Source organism: Bacillus sp. TE9106W (assembly GCF_054062215.1).
Genome location: NZ_JBSSFA010000004.1, coordinates 83,025 through 102,346 on the forward strand (window position 1 = coordinate 83,025; position 19,322 = coordinate 102,346).

17 protein-coding genes and 2 pseudogenes are annotated in these 19,322 nt (G+C 32.5%); 5 read left to right on the plus strand and 14 right to left on the minus strand.

Annotated features, from left to right (window positions below; all coding sequences use genetic code 11):
- Window positions 1-179 precede the first annotated feature (179 nt).
- Window positions 180-2,900, plus strand: coding sequence for a sensor domain-containing protein (locus tag ACVWY7_RS09450; RefSeq protein ID WP_139242299.1), 2,721 nt, complete (start codon window positions 180-182; stop codon window positions 2,898-2,900).
- Between the two features lie 95 nt (window positions 2,901-2,995).
- On the opposite strand, the gene ACVWY7_RS09455 is transcribed toward ACVWY7_RS09450, so the two are convergent.
- Genes ACVWY7_RS09455 through ACVWY7_RS09470 form a run of 4 tightly spaced genes read right to left on the minus strand, consistent with a single transcriptional unit; the run spans window position 2,996 to window position 6,349 of the window.
- Window positions 2,996-4,060: an undecaprenyldiphospho-muramoylpentapeptide beta-N-acetylglucosaminyltransferase gene (locus tag ACVWY7_RS09455; RefSeq protein ID WP_073524590.1), complete on the minus strand. Its 1,065-nt coding sequence runs from the start codon at window positions 4,058-4,060 to the stop codon at window positions 2,996-2,998.
- Window positions 4,061-4,108: 48 nt separating this feature from the next.
- A complete protein-coding gene (locus ACVWY7_RS09460) occupies window positions 4,109-4,429 on the minus strand; it encodes a DUF6572 domain-containing protein (protein ID WP_001014809.1) in 321 nt (106 codons plus the stop codon).
- A 25-nt stretch (window positions 4,430-4,454) separates the two neighbouring features.
- The gene (locus ACVWY7_RS09465) at window positions 4,455-5,366 is read right to left on the minus strand and encodes an NAD-dependent epimerase/dehydratase family protein (protein WP_073524591.1); all 912 of its coding nucleotides are present in this window, start codon (window positions 5,364-5,366) and stop codon (window positions 4,455-4,457) included.
- A complete protein-coding gene (locus tag ACVWY7_RS09470; RefSeq protein ID WP_000932597.1) occupies window positions 5,363-6,349 on the minus strand; it encodes a UDP-N-acetylglucosamine 4,6-dehydratase family protein in 987 nt (328 codons plus the stop codon). The genes ACVWY7_RS09465 and ACVWY7_RS09470 overlap by 4 nt, the downstream gene beginning before the upstream one ends.
- 289 nt (window positions 6,350-6,638) lie before the next feature.
- Here ACVWY7_RS09470 and ACVWY7_RS09475 point away from each other — a divergent pair, with 289 nt between their 5' ends.
- Window positions 6,639-7,817, plus strand: a complete 1,179-nt coding sequence (locus ACVWY7_RS09475; protein ID WP_000286280.1) for a DUF2515 domain-containing protein — start codon at window positions 6,639-6,641, stop codon at window positions 7,815-7,817.
- Window positions 7,780-8,205, plus strand: coding sequence for a CBO0543 family protein (locus tag ACVWY7_RS09480; protein ID WP_033682170.1), 426 nt, complete (start codon window positions 7,780-7,782; stop codon window positions 8,203-8,205). Before ACVWY7_RS09475 ends, ACVWY7_RS09480 begins: the two co-directional genes overlap by 38 nt.
- A gap of 51 nt (window positions 8,206-8,256) precedes the next feature.
- On the opposite strand, the gene ACVWY7_RS09485 is transcribed toward ACVWY7_RS09480, so the two are convergent.
- Entirely contained in the window at window positions 8,257-9,012 is a 756-nt protein-coding gene (locus ACVWY7_RS09485) for an HAD-IIB family hydrolase (protein WP_000668602.1), read from the minus strand.
- A gap of 78 nt (window positions 9,013-9,090) precedes the next feature.
- On the opposite strand from ACVWY7_RS09485, the gene ACVWY7_RS09490 reads away from it, so the two are divergent.
- Window positions 9,091-9,780: a Crp/Fnr family transcriptional regulator gene (locus ACVWY7_RS09490; protein ID WP_073524593.1), complete on the plus strand. Its 690-nt coding sequence runs from the start codon at window positions 9,091-9,093 to the stop codon at window positions 9,778-9,780.
- Between the two features lie 63 nt (window positions 9,781-9,843).
- Here the strand turns inward: ACVWY7_RS09490 and ACVWY7_RS09495 are convergent, their stop codons facing one another.
- The 9 genes and pseudogenes from ACVWY7_RS09495 to ACVWY7_RS09535 form a co-directional block, all read right to left on the minus strand.
- The gene (locus tag ACVWY7_RS09495; RefSeq protein WP_000214626.1) at window positions 9,844-10,269 is read right to left on the minus strand and encodes a YfmQ family protein; all 426 of its coding nucleotides are present in this window, start codon (window positions 10,267-10,269) and stop codon (window positions 9,844-9,846) included.
- Window positions 10,270-10,282: 13 nt separating this feature from the next.
- A pseudogene (locus ACVWY7_RS09500) lies at window positions 10,283-10,552 on the minus strand (LrgB family protein); the annotation flags it as partial.
- Window positions 10,537-10,623: pseudogene (locus tag ACVWY7_RS09505) on the minus strand (holin); the annotation flags it as partial. The pseudogenes ACVWY7_RS09500 and ACVWY7_RS09505, both read right to left, overlap by 16 nt.
- A 33-nt stretch (window positions 10,624-10,656) precedes the next feature.
- The gene (gene pdxR / locus ACVWY7_RS09510) at window positions 10,657-12,090 is read right to left on the minus strand and encodes a MocR-like pyridoxine biosynthesis transcription factor PdxR (RefSeq protein WP_000454985.1); all 1,434 of its coding nucleotides are present in this window, start codon (window positions 12,088-12,090) and stop codon (window positions 10,657-10,659) included.
- A 173-nt stretch (window positions 12,091-12,263) separates the two neighbouring features.
- Window positions 12,264-12,455, minus strand: a complete 192-nt coding sequence (locus ACVWY7_RS09515) for a hypothetical protein (RefSeq protein WP_000575325.1) — start codon at window positions 12,453-12,455, stop codon at window positions 12,264-12,266.
- Between the two features lie 213 nt (window positions 12,456-12,668).
- The gene (locus ACVWY7_RS09520) at window positions 12,669-13,376 is read right to left on the minus strand and encodes a GntR family transcriptional regulator (RefSeq protein ID WP_001274918.1); all 708 of its coding nucleotides are present in this window, start codon (window positions 13,374-13,376) and stop codon (window positions 12,669-12,671) included.
- Window positions 13,377-13,406: 30 nt separating this feature from the next.
- Window positions 13,407-14,816: a glycoside hydrolase family 1 protein gene (locus ACVWY7_RS09525; protein WP_073524595.1), complete on the minus strand. Its 1,410-nt coding sequence runs from the start codon at window positions 14,814-14,816 to the stop codon at window positions 13,407-13,409.
- Between the two features lie 191 nt (window positions 14,817-15,007).
- Window positions 15,008-15,997: a phosphatidylinositol diacylglycerol-lyase gene (gene plcA, locus ACVWY7_RS09530; protein WP_073524597.1), complete on the minus strand. Its 990-nt coding sequence runs from the start codon at window positions 15,995-15,997 to the stop codon at window positions 15,008-15,010.
- A 177-nt stretch (window positions 15,998-16,174) separates the two neighbouring features.
- Window positions 16,175-18,034 (minus strand): S8 family peptidase, encoded by a 1,860-nt coding sequence (locus ACVWY7_RS09535; RefSeq protein WP_456523763.1) that lies wholly within the window; start codon window positions 18,032-18,034, stop codon window positions 16,175-16,177.
- 289 nt (window positions 18,035-18,323) lie between these two features.
- Here ACVWY7_RS09535 and ACVWY7_RS09540 point away from each other — a divergent pair, with 289 nt between their 5' ends.
- Window positions 18,324-19,121, plus strand: coding sequence for a cell wall hydrolase (locus tag ACVWY7_RS09540; RefSeq protein ID WP_073524600.1), 798 nt, complete (start codon window positions 18,324-18,326; stop codon window positions 19,119-19,121).
- Window positions 19,122-19,322 lie beyond the last annotated feature (201 nt).

Genomic DNA, 19,322 nt, shown 5'->3' on the forward strand with positions numbered 1-19,322 from the left:
TAAAATCTTTATGCAGTATATACTATCAAATGCAATATTTTTCATTTTTTAGAGCAATTATACTTTTCAAAACTTCCTTATAAACATGATTTTTATAAGGAAATCTGATACAATTCTTAAATAATATTATTATGTATAGATATTACGAATATAGTACATAATTAAAGAAGGTGATTTTATTGAAATTAAATAAAAATTTACAACTATGTATATTAATTGGAACATTAATGTGTTATTCAATCTATTTTATGTTTTTCTATCTGTTCCCCACTCATTTTTCAAATTCGGATGTACGCTTCGCTTCACTTATTGTTGAAGCCATTACATTTGTATCACTCATTTATTCTATATATTCTAAAAAAGTTAGTTCAAATCCGTTTTGGATATGTATCACGATAGCAATTGGTAGTTTTTTATTAGGAAAAATAGTATATACATATCAAGATAGCTTCTTCAAAATTCCAATACATCGTTTTACTATTTCTGATGTGTTTTATATGCTTTTTCTACTCTTCTGTCTTATCGCTTTCTGCTATAAAATTCTAAAAGAATGCGATAAATGGGAAAAAGCATTCTTTATTTGTGATATATGCATAGTACTTACTTCCATATTTACATTAGAGTGGTATTTATTTAATCAACCAAATTTAAATATATTCTCTCTTTCACTAGGAGATGTTTTTCTTTCATTTCTATATCCAATTGCAGATTTATTATTCCTTCTACTAGGTGTTAGTCTCTTTTTCCGTCCAACAATTTTTAATTCTAAACGGAAAATTTATATCTTTATTTTTGTATTAATAAGTTCTGCAACTTTTAACTATATTTATTTTTACTTAAATAACCATTTATCAACTGAAACGATAACATTATTACGTCTTTTATATAGAATACCTATATTACTTATTGCAATAGCTGGATCTATTTCAGAAGATCGTAATAGTCATAAAAATTATTTCATTGTAAACCCTATAATAGGAAAAAAGGCTTTAGTTGTATTTCCCTATCTTGCTGTTGCAATACTAATCGGGTTTACATTAAAAGAACAAACATCATCTTCAACTCTCATTACGGGAAATTGTATTACTTTTATTTTCGTACTCATTCGTCATTCTATTGTACGTATGCAAAACAATTCTCTAACTAAACGTTTACAGGCATTTAATGCTCAACTAGAAGAAAAGGTTACTTTACGGACTTCAGATTTAGTTCATAAATCTGAGGCTCTATCTCAAAAGCAACAAAAATTCAAATCATTATATGAATATCATCCTGACCCTATTTTTACAATTGATTTAAATGGCGTATTCTTAAATGTAAATAAAGCTGGAAGCATACTACTTGGTGCACCAACGGATGAGTTATTTGGTGAAACTTGTTTTTCGATTATTTTAGATGAAGACAAATATAAACTAGCATCTGCATTAGAAAAAGTGAAACAACAAGAATCGGCATCCTTACAACTTAGTTCTCAATATAAAGATGGATTTACTTATTCTTTATACGTTACCATCGTCCCTATTATGATAGACGGGCAAATTTCAGGAAGCTATATTATGATGAAAGATATTACTGCACTAAAAAAACAGCAAGAAGAAATAAAATATTTAGCATTCCATGATACTGTAACGAAAATTGGGAACCGTGCCTTTTTCCATAAGAAATTAAAAAGAATTATAAAAAATGCTAAAACGACAGAAAGCGAGTTTGCATTATTATATTTGGACTTAGATCGCTTTAAAGCAATTAACGATACACTTGGACATTCGGCAGGAGACTACATATTAGAAGAAGTAGCGAAGCGATTCCAATCATGTCTTCCATCACATACTCATCTATCAAGAATCGGTGGCGATGAATTTACAATCTTAATTGAAAACTATACTGACGAAGATTCCTTATTCGAATTATGCAACCAGTTATTTGAATGTATGGAAAAATCGTTTGTCATATATGAACATACATTAACTTTATCACTAAGTATCGGCATCGCTATTTATCCACATTCTGGAATCGATACCGCTACACTTCTGAAAAACGCTAATGTTGCAATGTATGATGCGAAAGCAAAAGAACTTAATTCTGTCTCTATTTATGATGATGTAATTGCAAAAAAAATTGAAAGACGATTACGATTAGAAAAAGATTTACCAAATGCAATTCAAAATGAAGAATTGTTCCTTTTATATCAACCTCAAGTTGATAGCAAATCTAACAAAATTATCGGTGCTGAAGCTTTAATTAGGTGGAATCATCCTGAATTAGGTGTTATTTCTCCATACGAGTTTATTCCGATTGCAGAAGAAACGCTACAAATCATTCCAATAGGAAAATGGACACTACAACAAGCTTGTGAGCAAATGAAACGTTGGCACACAAGCGGATATTCACATTTGAAAATAGGTGTAAATTTATCTGCTAAAGAATTTGAACAAGAAGATTTTGTAAAGTCTATTTCTGCTACATTAACAAATACAGGTTTACCAGCAAGTTCTCTTGATCTTGAATTAACAGAACGAATTGCAATGATGGATGAGCGAGAAACATTAATAAAACTGCGTACACTAAAGAGTTTAGGCGTTCACATTTCAATCGACGACTTTGGTACAGGCTACTCTTCGCTAGCTTACTTACCTTTATATCCAATCGATACGTTAAAAATCCCAAGAGAATTTATTACAATGTCTGAAACATGTGACGATGGAATGGAAATTATTAAAACAATCATCACATTAGCAAATACATTAGGAATGTCAGTTATCGCTGAAGGTGTAGAAACGAAAGAACACGTAACTTTCCTTCAAAAAAACAAATGTCAGTTTATTCAAGGTTACTATTATAGTAAACCTATTCATATTAATGCATTTACTGAGCTATTAAAAAGTGGGATACACCCATAGTACATAGTTAATCGGGATAAGTAATAATGAATTTGAACAACTATAGAAAAAAGGAAAGAAGATACCTTCTTTCCTTTTTTCTATTTAAATTTCTATTACTTCACCACTTCATTTATTATATCTATTAATTGATGAATCCCCTCATCATTTGTTTTCGTATAGCCATTCATGTTTTGAATGTATCTCTCCTTATTTGCATTCAACTTATTTACTGCATGTATGAATGCATTCGTACTTACTTTGTCTTGGAATATAACTTCTGCATATCCTTGTCGAGAAAAATATTCAGCATTTAAAACTTGATCCCCCCTACTGGAACTGTTAGTTAACGGGATAAGCAACATCGGTTTCTTCAAGAATAGTAATTCAAAGATAGCAGTAGAACCCGCTCTCGAAACTACAACACTCGCCATATTTAGTATATGCGGCAACTCTTCCCCTATATATTCAAATTGTATATAGCCCTCCATACCAATAGATGAATCGACCTTCCCTTTACCGCACATATGAACAATATTAAAATTTAATAGTAATGTTTCCAAACTTCCCCTTACCATATCATTTATCCATTGAGCACCTTGACTCCCACCCATAATTAACAATACTGGTTTATCTTGCTGAAATTTACAATAGCTTCTTCCCCGCAATACGTTACCTCTCTCAATTTCTTCTCTTACAATTGGTCCTACATAAACCTTTTTCTCATTACTTACATTTTCTCCTGTCTGAGGAAATGTTGTGCATAGTTTTGTAGTAAATGGTAATGCTATTTTATTTGCTAATCCTAACGTACTGTCCGGTTCACGTATTATTACGGGTACTTTATTCATCCACGCTCCTATTACTACAGGAACGGAAACAAATCCTCCTGCCGAAAAAATAACATCTGGTTTTATCCGTTTCATTAATTTATAACTTTGTATGCAACCTTTTATTATTTTAAAAGGATCTTTAAAGTTCTCCCAATCCCAATATCTCCTAAGCTTCCCCGTTGAAATACTATTGTATTTCACATTTTGAACTAATAGTTTTTCAATTCCATTTTGAGATCCAATATACTCAATTCCCCATCCTTTTTCCATGAATTTAGGAATCAATACCATATTAATCATTACATGTCCGGCTGTACCGCCCCCAGTAAAGAGAATCTTTTTATTCATAATTTATATCCACCTTTATCATTAAAAATCTTGTTTTATACTAATCTATTAAATGTAAGTAAACTTACTATTATTTATATAAACATTTAGCTCAAACCCTATATCTTGCAAAAAATCTTTAATAAGATCATAAAAATCATTTCCATACTCACTACATTCATACTGAGCAAAGACTTGGATTACAAGCCTAGTTCCCGGATCTATTACCAATTTTTTCTTATCATCCTTTTTTCCTTCCACATAAGCACGACATTTATTTATCGCCTCATAGATACGCAAAACATGCTCTTCTTCATTTTTCCAGTCCAGTATATCAACAATTAAAAGAACTAGCGTATTTTGATTATCTATTGTTTTATAGCCATTCATATATTTCTTACACCCTTTTTATTTTTCATTGAATGCAAATGTCACTGCACTTCACATACTCAAGTACATCTTTTAATGATTGATGAAATTGAATTTCTGGGATCCACCCTAACCTTCTTATATCCTCTATTACTACACTCTCATTTGATTCGCTCCCACTTTTCTCTGTTTCATCTATAAAAAAATTCAATCGTGTTAATTCCTTATATTGTTCTAGTACCTCTAATAAAGATCGTTTCACTCCTGAACCAATATTATATTGTTTTCCATTTATCCCATCTCGTAATAACACATGATACGCTTTAACTGCATCACGTACATCTAAAAAATCCCTACTATCTTTTAAACTGTTTACTTCAATAACAGCTTTACTTCTACCTGATTCTATATCTATCATTTTTTTTGCGAGAATCGAACAAATGCCATTCGATATTCCTGGACCAATTAAATTCGTGGGCTTTGCAATGATAATATTTGAATTCATGAATTCACTCCACGCCTCTGCAATAATGACTTGCATCGTTTTACTTAAACTATATGGATTTGAAATTTTTATGTTGCTCATACAATCTGCTTGCAAAGCAGATCCTATAACCAATGTTCTACAATGAGGTGCTTCTTGCTTAATTGCTTCTAATAAATATAATGTTCCTATTACATTAACCTCTACATATTCAAGAGCAGCTGTCCAAGACTCTATGACCGAATTCCTTCCTGCTAAATGCAATACATAATCTGGCTTTATTTGTTTCATTATCCTCATTACTTCGCTCTTATTAGTTAAATTACAAGTAATACCATTCCCAATGCTTTCTCTATGTGCACGATTTTGAAACATAGGAATTATATGAAAGCCCTGCTCTAAAAAATATTGGCAAGCATGGCGTCCTGTGAAACCATTTGCACCAGTTATTAAAAGGCTCGCATTTTTTTTCATCGTAAAAACCCTCCTTTTAATAACATTTGTTTCACCTCATGTTTTGCAAGTAAGTCTTGTTGAGAACTAAAACTCTTCACATCCACAAGCGGATAGCTAGCATAATATTCTTGAAGCCCTTCTATAGGAATAGTCGGTAGTACCACAAAATAATTTTGATCAAAACTTATACTTGTTTTACTCTCCACCTCAGATAAAAGCATTTCACTTAATTTTTCCCCTGGTCTTATCCCTACTTCTTTTACCTTCACGTTTCCCTTTTTCGAATCTTCAATTAACACTTCTGCTAAATCTGTTATTTTACATGCCGGCATTTTCATAACAAAGATTTCTCCACCTCTCCCCTGATATAAGGCTTTAAATAACAATCCAACAGCATCTTCAATCGTTAAGAAAAATCGAGTCATATTTGCATCGGTAATCCCTACTTGTGAAGATTTTTTGATTTGTTTTTTAAAAAGTGGTACCACGCTTCCGCTCGTCCCCAAAACATTTCCACCACGGACACAAATGAATTTTGTTTTCTTCGTTTGCCTATTCGCATGAACCATTAACTTCTCACCAACTGCTTTTGTCATCCCATACGTATTTGATGGGTCAGCTGCTTTATCCGTTGAAACATATATAACTTTCTCAACTTGCATCTGTATAGATGCTTCAATTACATTTTGCGTACCATTTATATTGGTTTTTATAGCTTCATAAGGATAATACTCACATACTGGAACATGTTTTAAAGCTGCAAGATGGAATACATAATGTACACCTTGGCAAGCATATGCTAGTTGATCTTTATCACGAATATCTCCAATAATAAATTTTAATCTATTATCATTTATAAACTGTTGCTGCATTTCAAACTGAATCGTTTCATTTCTTGAAAAAACCCTAATTTCTTTCGGTGATTTTTCTAATAGTTGTTTTATAAGTTCATGTCCCCACGAACCTGTACCACCAGTAATTAAAATTATTTTATTTAGCATTTCTTTTCCTCCTACCACACCATAAAATTTATTGAATTATTTTCAATTGATTTAAATCATAATCATCGTTTGTTACATTTAATTGACAAAAATAAAAAACAGAAACTATTAAACATAGTTTCTGTTTTTTATTTCACCTTACAACAGTAAGATTTTTTATACTTTTTGCATGATAACTAAATTCTTGTAAAAAACACCGCTCATTTATTTCTTATACTCGTAATAAAATAAATAGAATGATTCATAACCAGTAATCATGTTTAATTTTATGAAAAAGGGAGGTAATGGAATGTACCGAAGTAATTCAAATCATACATATAACGGACCTTCCCAAGCCCTGCCTCTCTCCCTATTCGATGTAAAAAATGAATTGAAACAAAAAAGCAAGCTCATTCATTCTGGCACGATGTATAAATTAACGAAAGAAGAGCAACTCATCATCAACAACATAAAAATACAAACAGAACAGCTAAATAAAAATAATGTGACAAGAACACGCGCATACTACCAATTTTACATTCAATATCCAGAAATACATTGGGCACTACTTGGGCATATGGTATCACGTAACGGCGGTTGGAATATGACTGATTTGAAGGGCGATTTATATACGAAAATTTTATCAGAGAAAGATCAAATGACATTTTTTTCTTTTTTAGAAAGAGGGAATTGGCTTATTTTCCAAGATGTATATCCTCAATTTCTGCTTTATGAACAAAGTGTAAAAAGAGCACAAAAGCTATTTCACCTTCTCCCTCACCTAAATGTTTCTACATTTATGGAAACGATGTGGAACGATTTTTGGAAAACAGGTAACAAAAAAACATTAGCCATTGCAACTATTATTAATGAACAAAACTACTTAGAAAAAAGAGTGATTCAAAATATACAATTTAAAAAGACTGTACTTAATAGTATTGGATTTAAACTCTTTGATTTCTTTCAATTTAATCATATTCTTTTCCCATTCTACGAAAATGATAAGAAACACAAAGTATTACTATTTGGTGATACAATGAAACATTTCACTTCCTTACACGAACGAATCTTAATTGGAAAAAGGTTGTATTCATTATTATTTCGAGACACACATGTTTTATCTCAAATAATAAGCTGGGCCCAGCACCATCCGCATACAGGATCAAGGAAAGATTACTGGCCTCATTTATTTTCAAGTGTCAATGAATCTTTTTCCCGTGAGTTTTATAAGCGTCGAATAAAGAAATGCCAGTTGCGTAGTGGCGCTTATCGTATATACAGTCCTGCACTCATCTATGCATGGCGAGATATGAAGCATGAAGAAGTTGACAATGAAGATTGGTTTACGGACTGGCAAGTTGTAAATTACTTAGTAGATAAGGAGGAAAATATAAATGGACAAATTACAGAAGACTACTGTAAAACACTCGAAAAAATTGAACTTGCCATTCTTGCAAAGAAAAACGTCCTTCTTCGAGAAGAAGAATGATTTTCTATCATTAGCAGTTACAATCTTACTCTCTTCTATTATCGGCACTTGCTTAGATGCTTTCTTTGTTGCAAAACAAATCTATTCCTTTCCCGTTAGGCCATTCTCATCCATATTTTCAGTTAACATTGGCTTTACTTTGTTTGTACTACCAATTTTAACAACGCTTTTCATACAAATTTCAAAAACATTATCTGCAGTTTCTAGAATTCTATTTATTATTTTAATTGGTATTTGCGCTAGCATTTTTGAGCAGGTTGCTGAAAGATTTGGTTTATTTATTCATAGTGTAGATTGGAATCATACATATTCTTTATTTGGCTATATGATTTTCTTTTCTTTTATTTGGAAACTATATCATTTCATGATTAATAAAAAAGAGTACTAAAAGCTAGCAAACCTTTTAGTACTCTTTTTATTATGTTCCACATATATACCATTACGCATATAAATCGGATAACTCAATTATTTTATTAACAATACTTTGTTCATCTGTTTTTAAACATGTGGATGCATGGCCCACTAATACTTCATGACTCCCAACACAAATACTTTCCTTAGCGTGTATAAACATTGATAAATCGTTTAAATCATTACCAAACACTACGAATTCCCTCTCTTTTATGCCTAATCGTTGTAACCCAATCCATTTATCAATATTTTCAGGGCTTATATCCACGATTCCCTCATTATCATGTTCATAAATACGTATAGGAAGTTCTTTCAACATATTCATAATATATTCTTTTTGAACATTATCAGGAAATAATACCACTTTTACTATTTCCTTAATTTCATCAATATGTACATTATTAGCCAATTGATTAGGATCTATGTTTTTGTAGATAGGGTGATTCTCACTTCCTGTATAAGAATAATTCCAATGACTATCTATCAAATATGAAAGACTATGTTTCTCTATTATTGAATGTATAGCACTTACCGTTCCCGGATCAAAAGTTATAACTTCAATAGTCTCCTTTTCCTTTGCAATAAATGCACCATTCCCACCAATCATCGAATAATGATGCATATGATTTGGTAGTACCGGTAATAAGTCCCTAATCGGTCTAGCTGATGCAAATATAATCTCATGCCCTTTACTTTGACATACGTCTAGTGCCTGAATTATCCCTTTCGTTACTGCGTTCCCTTTAAAACAAATAGTACCATCAATATCAAAAATAAATTTCATATACATCACTCCTTTCTTTTTAATGTATATGAATTATTTTATAATAGACAGGACAGATGTCCCAAAAGGAGAAACATTATGCAAAATATTGTAGATAATACCTTATTATTAAGCTACTTAAATAACGAGTACATAAAGAAGCTATTCCAACAATTCAATCATCCATTTGAGATCCGTAGATATGAAGCGAAAGAAACTGTATTACACGAAGGCGAAATGATTGATGGCCTATATATTCAAATGTCGGGGCGTACAAAAATAACTTCAAGTGTAATTACAGGCAAAGCATTATTACTAAGATTTTGTTCTGCCGTTTCTATCATGGGAGATATTGAATTAATTCAGTCCGTAGACATACAATCTCATGTGACCTCCGAACAACAGACTGATTTCCTTTTTATCGATAAAAATTATGTAACAAGTTACTTATTACACGATGTAGTCTTCCTTCAAGAGCTCATTCATCACGTCACTTATAAACTACAAACTTGCACAACAGCTTCACGTATCAATTTACTAGCTCCTGTGGAAACACGCTTTGCTAGTTATTTATGTACAGCCCGAAATCCATCTCATTTATTTGGTCGCGAAATTCATACTAAAGATCATCATGAAATCGCCTCATTAATTGGGACAACTACCCGTCATCTTAATCGAGTTATTGAAAAACTAATAGCTAACAATATAATTCATAAAAATAATAAACAAATTGTTGTTGACGATTGGAAAACTATTGATACCCTTTCAAATGGACTACGATATGAATAAAAAATTTAATAATTATATAGATTCTCCCTATAATAAAGAGACCGTTTTTACAACGGTCTCTCTTTAAGCATACTCTTCATTTATTGCTAATGGTGCAAGATTTTGAAGGCTTTTTGAACGTAAACGGTAGGCAACGATTTTCTTCTTATATTGCTTAATTACATCCACATGTTCCTCGTTGCTATATAGAGAAAATCGAATCTCTTTATTCCCTTTCTTCGTGTTAATAACGATCGGTGTTCCTTCCCCGTGCGGCGGGAAATAATGTTTATCTAAAAATAAAGCCTCATTAAATTCATGAATAACTTGTAGTTTCATTTCTCCCTCTATATTCTTGCTATCTATCGATATAGAGGTATTCTCTTCCTCAAGTTTTTGATGTAATTCAAATCTACTAATAATTGATTCTACAACAGAAGTTGGCATACTAGAAACAAGTACTTTAAGAGCGCCAAAAATAAATAATGTAACTATAAACCATGTTGTCATTTTCTCATCTCCATTACATTTTAAATATAAATTTCGTTCCATAAGGTATAAATATACTAATGAGTATTCCAGTTACAATCATCGTTACCGAACCGATTGTCGCCTCTTTCTTGCCTTCTTTCACGAGACTGCTCACACCGATAATATGTGATGCACATCCCATCCCCACTCCTTTTCCAATCGCACTTGTTATTCGGAAAAATTTAAGTACTGTCGGTCCGATCATAGCACCTGTTATTCCTGCAACAACTACAAAACTAGAAGTCATAGATGGAATACTCCCTGAATCCACGTACCAACTAAGCTAAATACATATAGCACACCTACTTGAAGTAAAAGCGTCACGTACTTCATTTCTTTCCCTCATTTCAATATTACGCATCACTATTATGAAATCTCATTTAACGTTTCCGCAAATCTCGTCATTCCTAGGTGAATTTGTTCGGCATTTACTCTCCCAAAAGTAAAACGAATATATTCACTTTTAGTACCTAAAACACTTCCCGGAACAAACGCTACACCATTTCGTATAGATTCACCTAATAAATGATATTCATCAAACGTTCCTTGCACTTTGCACCATAAATGTATTCCACCCTCTGGAACAAAAAAATCAACCTGGTCCCCTAATACTTCTTCAAGCTTTCTAATTAACACATCTCTTCTTTCTTTCAATTGTCTACGGAGCATTGTAATATGTGCATGAAAATCTTCTGATTCTAAAAACTGATTTGCCACCCACTGCGTAAATACACTATGCCCAAAATCAACTTGCTGCTTCGCATCCGCTAAGCGTTCTATTACACGCGTAGGACCAATTACCCAGCCAATACGTAATCCTGATGCAACAATTTTTGATAATGAACTTATATAAAGAACATTCCCGTTTTGATCCATTGATTTTAATGTTGGATTCACTTCTCCATTAAATGACGTTAAACTATATGGATCATCTTCTACAATCGGTATACCAAATTCAGAAGACAGTTCCAATATCTTTTTACGCCTTGCTAATGAAAGCACAGTTCCCGTTGGATTTTGATAATCTGGATTCAAAAACACCATGCGAATACGATGTTTTCTATGCAAATCAATTACATCATCTGGATTCATTCCATGCTGATCAACAGGTAAATGGAATATTTTTAGGCCAGCAGATTTAAACATCGGCAATGAAAAACAATAAGAAGGGTCCTCAATTGCAATCGCATCTCCTGGTTTTAATAAGCATTGAACGATAAGATTAAGTGCCTGTTGTGCGCCGGATGTAATAAGGATAGAATTCGAATCTGCTTCAATTTGTTTATATTGCTGAACATGTGCTGCAATTGTTTTTCTCAACATTTCATTTCCAAGTGGATGGTCATAACCGAGGTTTTCCATAAATGTTTTCTCCGACAAAATCGTTCGGAATCTATCACTCGGAATTAATTCTGGTGACAATTCACCACTCGCTAAATTAATTAAGTCATTTTTTTGTGTTTCCGTTCGAATTTGTTGAACAAGTGGTACATTAGGTAAGAATGACCCGTCCTCGACGTACCTACCCCAGTTTGGTATTCGTTTATGTGAAACACCCCATATGTCTGTATTCACCCGCGTTCCGCTTCCTTTTTGCCGTTCTACTACTCCAAGTGATTTTAATTCTTCATATGCAGCTACTATCGTACTCCTATTCACCTGTAATTCTTTTGCTAACATACGCTCAGAAGGTAACTTACTGTCAGAAGGTAACTCACCTGAAGAAATACCCCTTTCAATATAATCCGCTATTTGTTTATATACAGGCGTCTTATCTGCACGATTTGGTTTCCATTCCACCTTGTTGCCTCCTCTCAAAACGAACTATCCCTTATTTAAGTAATAATAGTATGAATCAGTCACATTTTCTTATCCTTAAATGGATATATCCAAAACGGTTCTTCCTCTAACTATTCAACTGTTTCTTGCACCCCTTCTTCATACACAATGTTAACCTTTTTCTTTCAAAACTATTAAATCACTACTGCATACCACGTTACCCCAATAAGTAGTACGAAAAGAAGAAGAATATAAATAGTTGATAAGTTTTTCACATTTCTCTTTGTAGATTTCCCGTAATTCTCCTCCACATTTCGTGCAGCTAGCACGGTCCCAAACAGCGATCCAATTACAATAATAACCACTAGTGAAATTGCAAAAATCATTGTATTTTCACCTCTCTAAAGACAAGCTATTTTAATAAAGAAATTCCTCTTTAAAACGTTAATAACATACTACCGTTCTTCTCTTATCATAATGGATGTTCGCAAAAAACGGACCAACCACTTTCGTGTTTTTTTGCTCATCCACTTTGAAAATAAAAAGCAACTGATCCCTTATGATCAGTTGCTTTTTAGCAAAGTTAATTATATTCATTTTCACTTAAAATTGATCCGATTTAAAAGTTTAGTCTTTTCATAATGAAACATCGATTGAGATAATTCGAAAATTGTCCCGTTTACAAGACAAACTGTATTTTCAATAAGAAGCGCCGGATCACCTTCATTTAATTCTAAAAGCTTTGCATTTTCTTTATTTACTTTTTCACAACTAATTACTTTATCGGCAAAACCAATGTTTAATCGTAAATCTTCAATAAAATAACTGTATACAGAGCTTAATGCTATTTCTTCATTCAAATATGGAATAATATCCTTTTTGAAATAACTTACTTCAATAGAGAATGGTTTTCCATCTACAATTCTTAAACGCTTCAAAAAATATATCCTAGTTCCAGCTTCACACTGCATCCGCTTTGCGATCTCTTCGTCCGCACCTATTACTTCAAGTTCTAACACTTTCGTTTCAATATTTTGCGAAACGAGATTTTTCGTTAATCCACGCAAACTTCCTAAATTAATATAATCTGTTACAGAAGTTTCGCGTAAAAACATGCCACTGCCTTGCACTTGAAAAATATAACCTCTATTCACAAGCTGACTAATTACTTTACGTATCGTATTACGGCTTACTTCAAATCGATTCATCAACGCTTCTTCTGTAGGTAGTTTTTTCGTTTCATTAAAAAGCCCGTCTCGAATGTTTTGCTCTAACACATCTGCAATTTGTTTATACTTTGCACTCATACACTGTCTCCTAAAATACTCTTTTATCTGTTATAACTCTTCTCCTCTCGTTTCGATCACATGTTTATACCAATGAAACGAAAGTTTCTTCTTACGTTTTAAGTTATCATTATGATCGACAAAAATAAAGCCATATTGCTTTTTGTATCCATTTAACCAACTTAAAAGGTCAATCACTGACCATGCATAATAACCTTTTAAATTGATTCCCTCTTCAATTGCACGCTTTATTACTTTTAAATGCTCTTCAATAAATTTAATTCTCGGAACATCTACAATTTCTCCGTCAATAATTGGATCTTCATCACCAAGTCCATTTTCCGTTACATACATCTTTATGTCACCGTAACGCTCTTTCAACATGTGTAATCCATCTAAGAAACCTTCGGGAGATATTTCCCATCCCCATTTCGTATATGTTTTATCATCCATTTTAACTGTTCGATAAAAACCATCAAAAGAAGGATTACCTGGAGCAAGTGTTGAGTTTTCTCGAGAATGCTCCCCGTCATTTATATCCATATCGTATCTTTCTACTCGTATTGGTTGATAATAATTTAAGCCAATAAAATCATTCTTTTCAGCATTTTGTTTAATGATTTCTAATTCTTCAACCGTCCAATTAGGAGTCCATCCTTTTTTCTTTAATTGTTGTAAAACATAAGACGGATACTCACCTTTTAAAACTGGATCATAATACCAATACGTTTCATATTCATTCGCATGCCTTGCTGCCAGTATATTTTCTTTTTGACCATCCACACTATAAGCAGGTAAGAAAACATGTGTAATCCCAATTTCCCCATATTGTTTCAGCTGCTTGTACACCGCAACTGTTTTCGCATGTGCATAAAATACATAATGCGTCGCTTGAAAATACTTTGGAACATCATTTTGTATTCCTGGTGGATGTGCTCCTTTTAAATAACCTAATCCACAAAACATTACTGTCTCATTAAAAGTAATCCAATGTTTAACTCTATCACCAAATGCTTTAAAACAAATTTCTGCGTATTTTACGAAAGCTTCTGCTGTTCGTTTATTCGTCCATCCACCATCTTTTTCCAACGACAATGGTAAATCCCAATGATATAAAGTGACAAATGGTACAATCCCGTATTTTAAACATTCATCAATTAATTTGTTATAAAATTCGATTCCTTTTTCATTTACCTCTCCATCTCCAGTCGGTAATATTCTCGCCCAAGAAATAGAAAAACGATACGATTCTAACCCCATCTCAGCCATTAAGCGAACATCTTCTTTATATCGGTGATAATGATCAACAGCTACATCACCATTTGTTCCACTGTATGTTTTGCCAGGAATTTTTGAAAACTCATCCCAATTCGTAACACCTTTTCCATCCTCATTCCATGCACCTTCTACTTGATAAGAAGCTGAAGCAGCTCCGAATAAAAAATCATGTGGAAACTTCATATTATATACCTCCATTTCATTACAATAAATCAAATTTATATATACATATAAAATTTATAGGTACAAATTTTATATGTATGATTATATCTTATATTTTTATTTTTTTCTATCATGAAAGTATGATATCTAATGTTGGATTTTGGAAAACAAAAAGAAGCGACGTATTTTATCGCTTCTTACTCTCATCATCTTTATTCTTTTATTAATGACTTATTCGCTCTTATAACTTCTTGATACAGCAATGGTGACCACTTTTCATTTATGTAGTCTTGCATTATCCAACCTACTCTTGTAGGACTCTTTTGTTTTATATAGTTTGCAATTTCAGGATTTATATAAGAGGCATAGTAATATGGACTATTCCATGCTGTACCACCAGAAGACAAGCTTGCAAAATTAATATATAGATGATGTAAATCCTCACTATTGTTCATCGTTTCATTGATCGTATCTTTAATAGATTTTACTTTCTCATCATAACTCACTTTATATTTATCTTGTACCGTTACATTTACATTTTGATTTACAGTTGTCGTAAACGTCTCATTATCTGGCCAATAAAAATTATTATATCCTCCAGATTCATTACTACCACTATATCTTTTTAATAGTACAATTTTCCCACGAGCATCTCCCAATTTTATATTTCCTTCTGTTTTTAAAAAGATAGGATCAACAAAATAACTTTTTTCAAACGTACTACTAAATGAACCTTCTGCACCTTTCATATCCTCATATTCTTTTTTTAAAGACATAATAATCGTTTCACTTGGGTTATCTTTTAGAAATTGTTTCGCTTCGTTTATGAATTCGTGCAGTGTTACATAAAGATATAATGGTCCATGATGAAGAACTATCGTATTATCATCTGTTAAACGGCCTCTTATATCAAAAATACGAGCTCCATGTTCCATTTGATAACGAAAATCATGTTCTTGCGTCATTCCCCATACTTGCTTTATTGGATTTTGTAATTTGAACGTCCCGCTATCATGTGTTCCTGGAATTGAAATTCGTGCTAATGGGATATTATCAGGTATAGGTTGCATCCACTTTGACCAATTTTCAAACTCATTAACAGAGCTAGCTGCAACAACCCTCTTATCATGTAAAGCACATACAAATGTGATAAATATCGTACTACATATGAATAATTTCAAAATAAATTTCTTACTGCTCATTATTATTCCTCCTTTTTCTGTTTTATATCAAACTTATTGAATATAATATAATCTGGTGAGTAAAAAATAAATATAATTCCATAAGTATGAAATATTGCATAGAAGTAAAGTTAAAAAATCATTCACATATCCTGAGTTAGAAAAATTTAAAGGAACTTCATCTGAAGTTCCTTTCGTTTATTTTATATTCAATACATATGAACCATCTTTATTCTCATACTTATAGACGTATAAATAATATTTACCTGGCTTTGCATTATAAGTACCTTTCACTACATTTCCTACATTTCCTACATTTCCTTCATTTTCACCATATGCTACATAGTTATTTAAATCTGATTCATGATGAAGCACCCATGTCATCCCAATGTTTTGTTCATTTAGTAGAGAAATAGTAATATTTTCTGGTGAGTCAATTTGGAAAGTAAATACATCTACTCTATCACTATTATGCAGTGTCCCTTTCATCGGTGTATGAAAGTTAACTTTATTTGCCTGTAGACGTTCATTATTTGGTTCATTTTCTGTTACTTGTAACTCATTCCCACCGTTTGGTTTTCTTTGTCCATACCCTAAGTTTACTAGTATAGACTTCAAATCTGGTAAAACACCAATTTGATCTGCATATGGATTTTTAGATTTTGTTCCTGTGTTCTCGTTGCTTAATATTGCTCTTAGTTCACTCGGTCTATATGGTTGTCCTAAATTTTCTTTCGCAATGCTTTGTACTAAAGTCGCTGCTCCGGCAATAATAGGCGACGCACTCGACGTGCCACTAAAGCTAGATGTATAAAGATTTACAGCACTTCGACTTTGCTCTGCTGTAGTTGTATCTACGTTTTCTCCCCATCCATACACATCAATACGGCTGCCATAATTCGAAAACCACATACGCTCATGAGGGAAAGATGCAGAGCCCGCTCCTACCATAATTGCACCTGAATCTTTAAAATCTTTACTATTACGATTTAAGATTTGTTTACCATTTCTATCTTTAAATTGGTCTAAATCATTCCAACCATTTGCTCCAGCTTCTATAATGACAACACCTTTATCTGTACCGGCACGAATTGCATCAAAGATATCTGGTTGTACCTCAACAGGTAAATATTTATCACCATATCCATCAAAGGAAGCTTGTGCCTCTAATAATAAAACATCCCCAGCTTCTAACTGATTCACAGCACTTAATATTGCATCAGCTGTATTATACTGTCCGTTATCTCTTATTTGAGAAATCACCTTTGCTTTCGCTTTTGGCGCAATCCCAATATTCCCAACTTCATTGTCCTCAGAGGATACAATTCCTAGTACAGACGTCCCATGACCGACATGTTGATCTATATTTATTCCAGACATTAATTCAATATTTTGATGTACTAAATCCTCATGATTTAATAACCATCCATATTCCATATCAACAAAAGTTATACCACTTCCTTTACCGCCTTGAACTTCCCAGGCGAAGGGTGCATTAATACCGTATGGTGCTGCTTCTAAATAACCTTGTTGTTTAAATCTAGGATTGTTATTAGGACTAAGAGATACACTTGATGGTTGCACTTCTGGTGGCGTTATTTTTTCTTGTTTCTTCATATACACATCTTCTATTAAAGAAGATTTCTTTAACCTATCTACTAGTTCTTCTTTCTGCTCACCATTTTGAGTTTGAAGAATATAGTAGTTTAATAAACTTGTAGATACATTATTGGGTGCTTTCACTTCAAGGTCTTCTATTTCCTCTGGACTTACAGATGTGAATAAACGCGTGAATGTTACATCTGGATATTCTACCAAAAGATCTTCTAGTACTTTGTCGTTCGTTTGAGATTGTATTTGTTTTTCAATACCATCTTCATATGGAAATTTCAAATCCGCTTTAAATTTTACAATGATTTGCTTATCTGTTTCTTGGTCTATTCCTAATTTACTCTGTTGTTCTATAGAATCAGCATGTACACTATTGACAGTACCTCCTATTCCTAAAAGTGTTGTAATGATTACAGTTGACGCACACATTTTTTGAAATATTTTCATTACATCCATCCTCCTATTAATAACAATTAATCATTATATTAATTTATAATGATTTTATTTATATAACATATTCCCTTTCTACTAAATAGATTATAGTAATCAGCAATATGAACTTCAATGTATTTTCATATGCAATATTTCATATTAGAACTCTACAATACATGAATAAGAAACTTATGATGATTATTTATTTTATATGTGCTAATATACTTACATTAATATATTACGCATATAAACATTCACAACCACCTTACTTAACAGCTTTAATTTTTTCTTAGGAGGATTTACAATGAAATTATTAAAAATAAAACATATAATCCCTTTATCTGCGGCTGCAATTACATTCGTATGTAGCCAAAGTACAGCTGAGGCTTCTACCATTCATACAGTAAAAAAGAATGATACACTTTGGGGCATTAGTAAACAATACGGCGTTTCAATACAATCCATTAAACAGGCAAATCATAAAGGAAACGATCAAACTTTCATTGGCGAACAGTTACATATTCCAGGTGCCACGAACTCAAATAAAATTACCGTTCGTCAAAACGGCAAACCTGCAAACATTAGTGACCAAATTATATATCAAGTACAATCGGGAGACTCATTAGAAACGATAGCAAAGCGTTACAATGTTACCGTTCAATCTATAAAACAAATTAACAATACAGTCGGAAACAAGCTTTATACAGGACAACACTTGAAAATCAACTCAAGCATTTCAGAAAAAGAAAAAGACTTAATGGCACGCTTAGTTACTGCTGAAGCAGGTGGTGAATTGTATAAAGGAAAAGTGGCTGTAGCAAAAGTTATCCTAAACCGTGTAAACGCAAAAGGGTTTCCAAATACAATAACAGGCGTTATTTATGAACCTATTACATACGGCTATGCATTTACTCCTGTTACAGATGGAAGAATTAATCATCCTGCAAGCCCAGAAGCAAAAATGGCAGTAGAAGAGGCTATCTCCACAAATGGAATACATTCTGATTGGCTTTATTTTTACAATCCAAAAACATCAACAGATAAATGGATTACGACACGTCAAACAGTAGCAGTAATTGGTAACCACGTCTTCGCTAAATAACATTTAAAATCATTAACAGACCTCTTCACTTAAAAGGTCTGTTTTTTTATATGTAAGATTTTATTAATCATATGACATAGTGATCTTTTAAAACTATCTCTTCTTTCAAATAAAAAATTTGTATTTACTCCACCACTCTGAAAAATTAAGAAGCATCAAGTTCAAAAACTCCCTCTTTATTCATAAAAGCTATTTCTTAAC

What these genes read in the sequence shown, in the direction of transcription:
- ACVWY7_RS09455 (WP_073524590.1), bottom strand. Translation starts at nt 4,060, where the DNA reads ATGAATAAAAAGATTCTCTTTACTGGGGGCGGTACAGCCGGACATGTA.
- ACVWY7_RS09460 (WP_001014809.1), bottom strand. Translation starts at nt 4,429, where the DNA reads ATGAATGGCTATAAAACAATAGATAATCAAAATACGCTAGTTCTTTTA.
- ACVWY7_RS09465 (WP_073524591.1), bottom strand. Translation starts at nt 5,366, where the DNA reads ATGAAAAAAAATGCGAGCCTTTTAATAACTGGTGCAAATGGTTTCACA.
- ACVWY7_RS09470 (WP_000932597.1), bottom strand. Translation starts at nt 6,349, where the DNA reads ATGCTAAATAAAATAATTTTAATTACTGGTGGTACAGGTTCGTGGGGA.
- ACVWY7_RS09475 (WP_000286280.1), top strand. Translation starts at nt 6,639, where the DNA reads ATGTACCGAAGTAATTCAAATCATACATATAACGGACCTTCCCAAGCC.
- ACVWY7_RS09485 (WP_000668602.1), bottom strand. Translation starts at nt 9,012, where the DNA reads ATGAAATTTATTTTTGATATTGATGGTACTATTTGTTTTAAAGGGAAC.
- ACVWY7_RS09490 (WP_073524593.1), top strand. Translation starts at nt 9,091, where the DNA reads ATGCAAAATATTGTAGATAATACCTTATTATTAAGCTACTTAAATAAC.
- ACVWY7_RS09495 (WP_000214626.1), bottom strand. Translation starts at nt 10,269, where the DNA reads ATGACAACATGGTTTATAGTTACATTATTTATTTTTGGCGCTCTTAAA.
- ACVWY7_RS09515 (WP_000575325.1), bottom strand. Translation starts at nt 12,455, where the DNA reads ATGATTTTTGCAATTTCACTAGTGGTTATTATTGTAATTGGATCGCTG.
- ACVWY7_RS09520 (WP_001274918.1), bottom strand. Translation starts at nt 13,376, where the DNA reads ATGAGTGCAAAGTATAAACAAATTGCAGATGTGTTAGAGCAAAACATT.
- ACVWY7_RS09525 (WP_073524595.1), bottom strand. Translation starts at nt 14,816, where the DNA reads ATGAAGTTTCCACATGATTTTTTATTCGGAGCTGCTTCAGCTTCTTAT.
- plcA (WP_073524597.1), bottom strand. Translation starts at nt 15,997, where the DNA reads ATGAGCAGTAAGAAATTTATTTTGAAATTATTCATATGTAGTACGATA.
- ACVWY7_RS09535 (WP_456523763.1), bottom strand. Translation starts at nt 18,034, where the DNA reads ATGAAAATATTTCAAAAAATGTGTGCGTCAACTGTAATCATTACAACA.
- ACVWY7_RS09540 (WP_073524600.1), top strand. Translation starts at nt 18,324, where the DNA reads ATGAAATTATTAAAAATAAAACATATAATCCCTTTATCTGCGGCTGCA.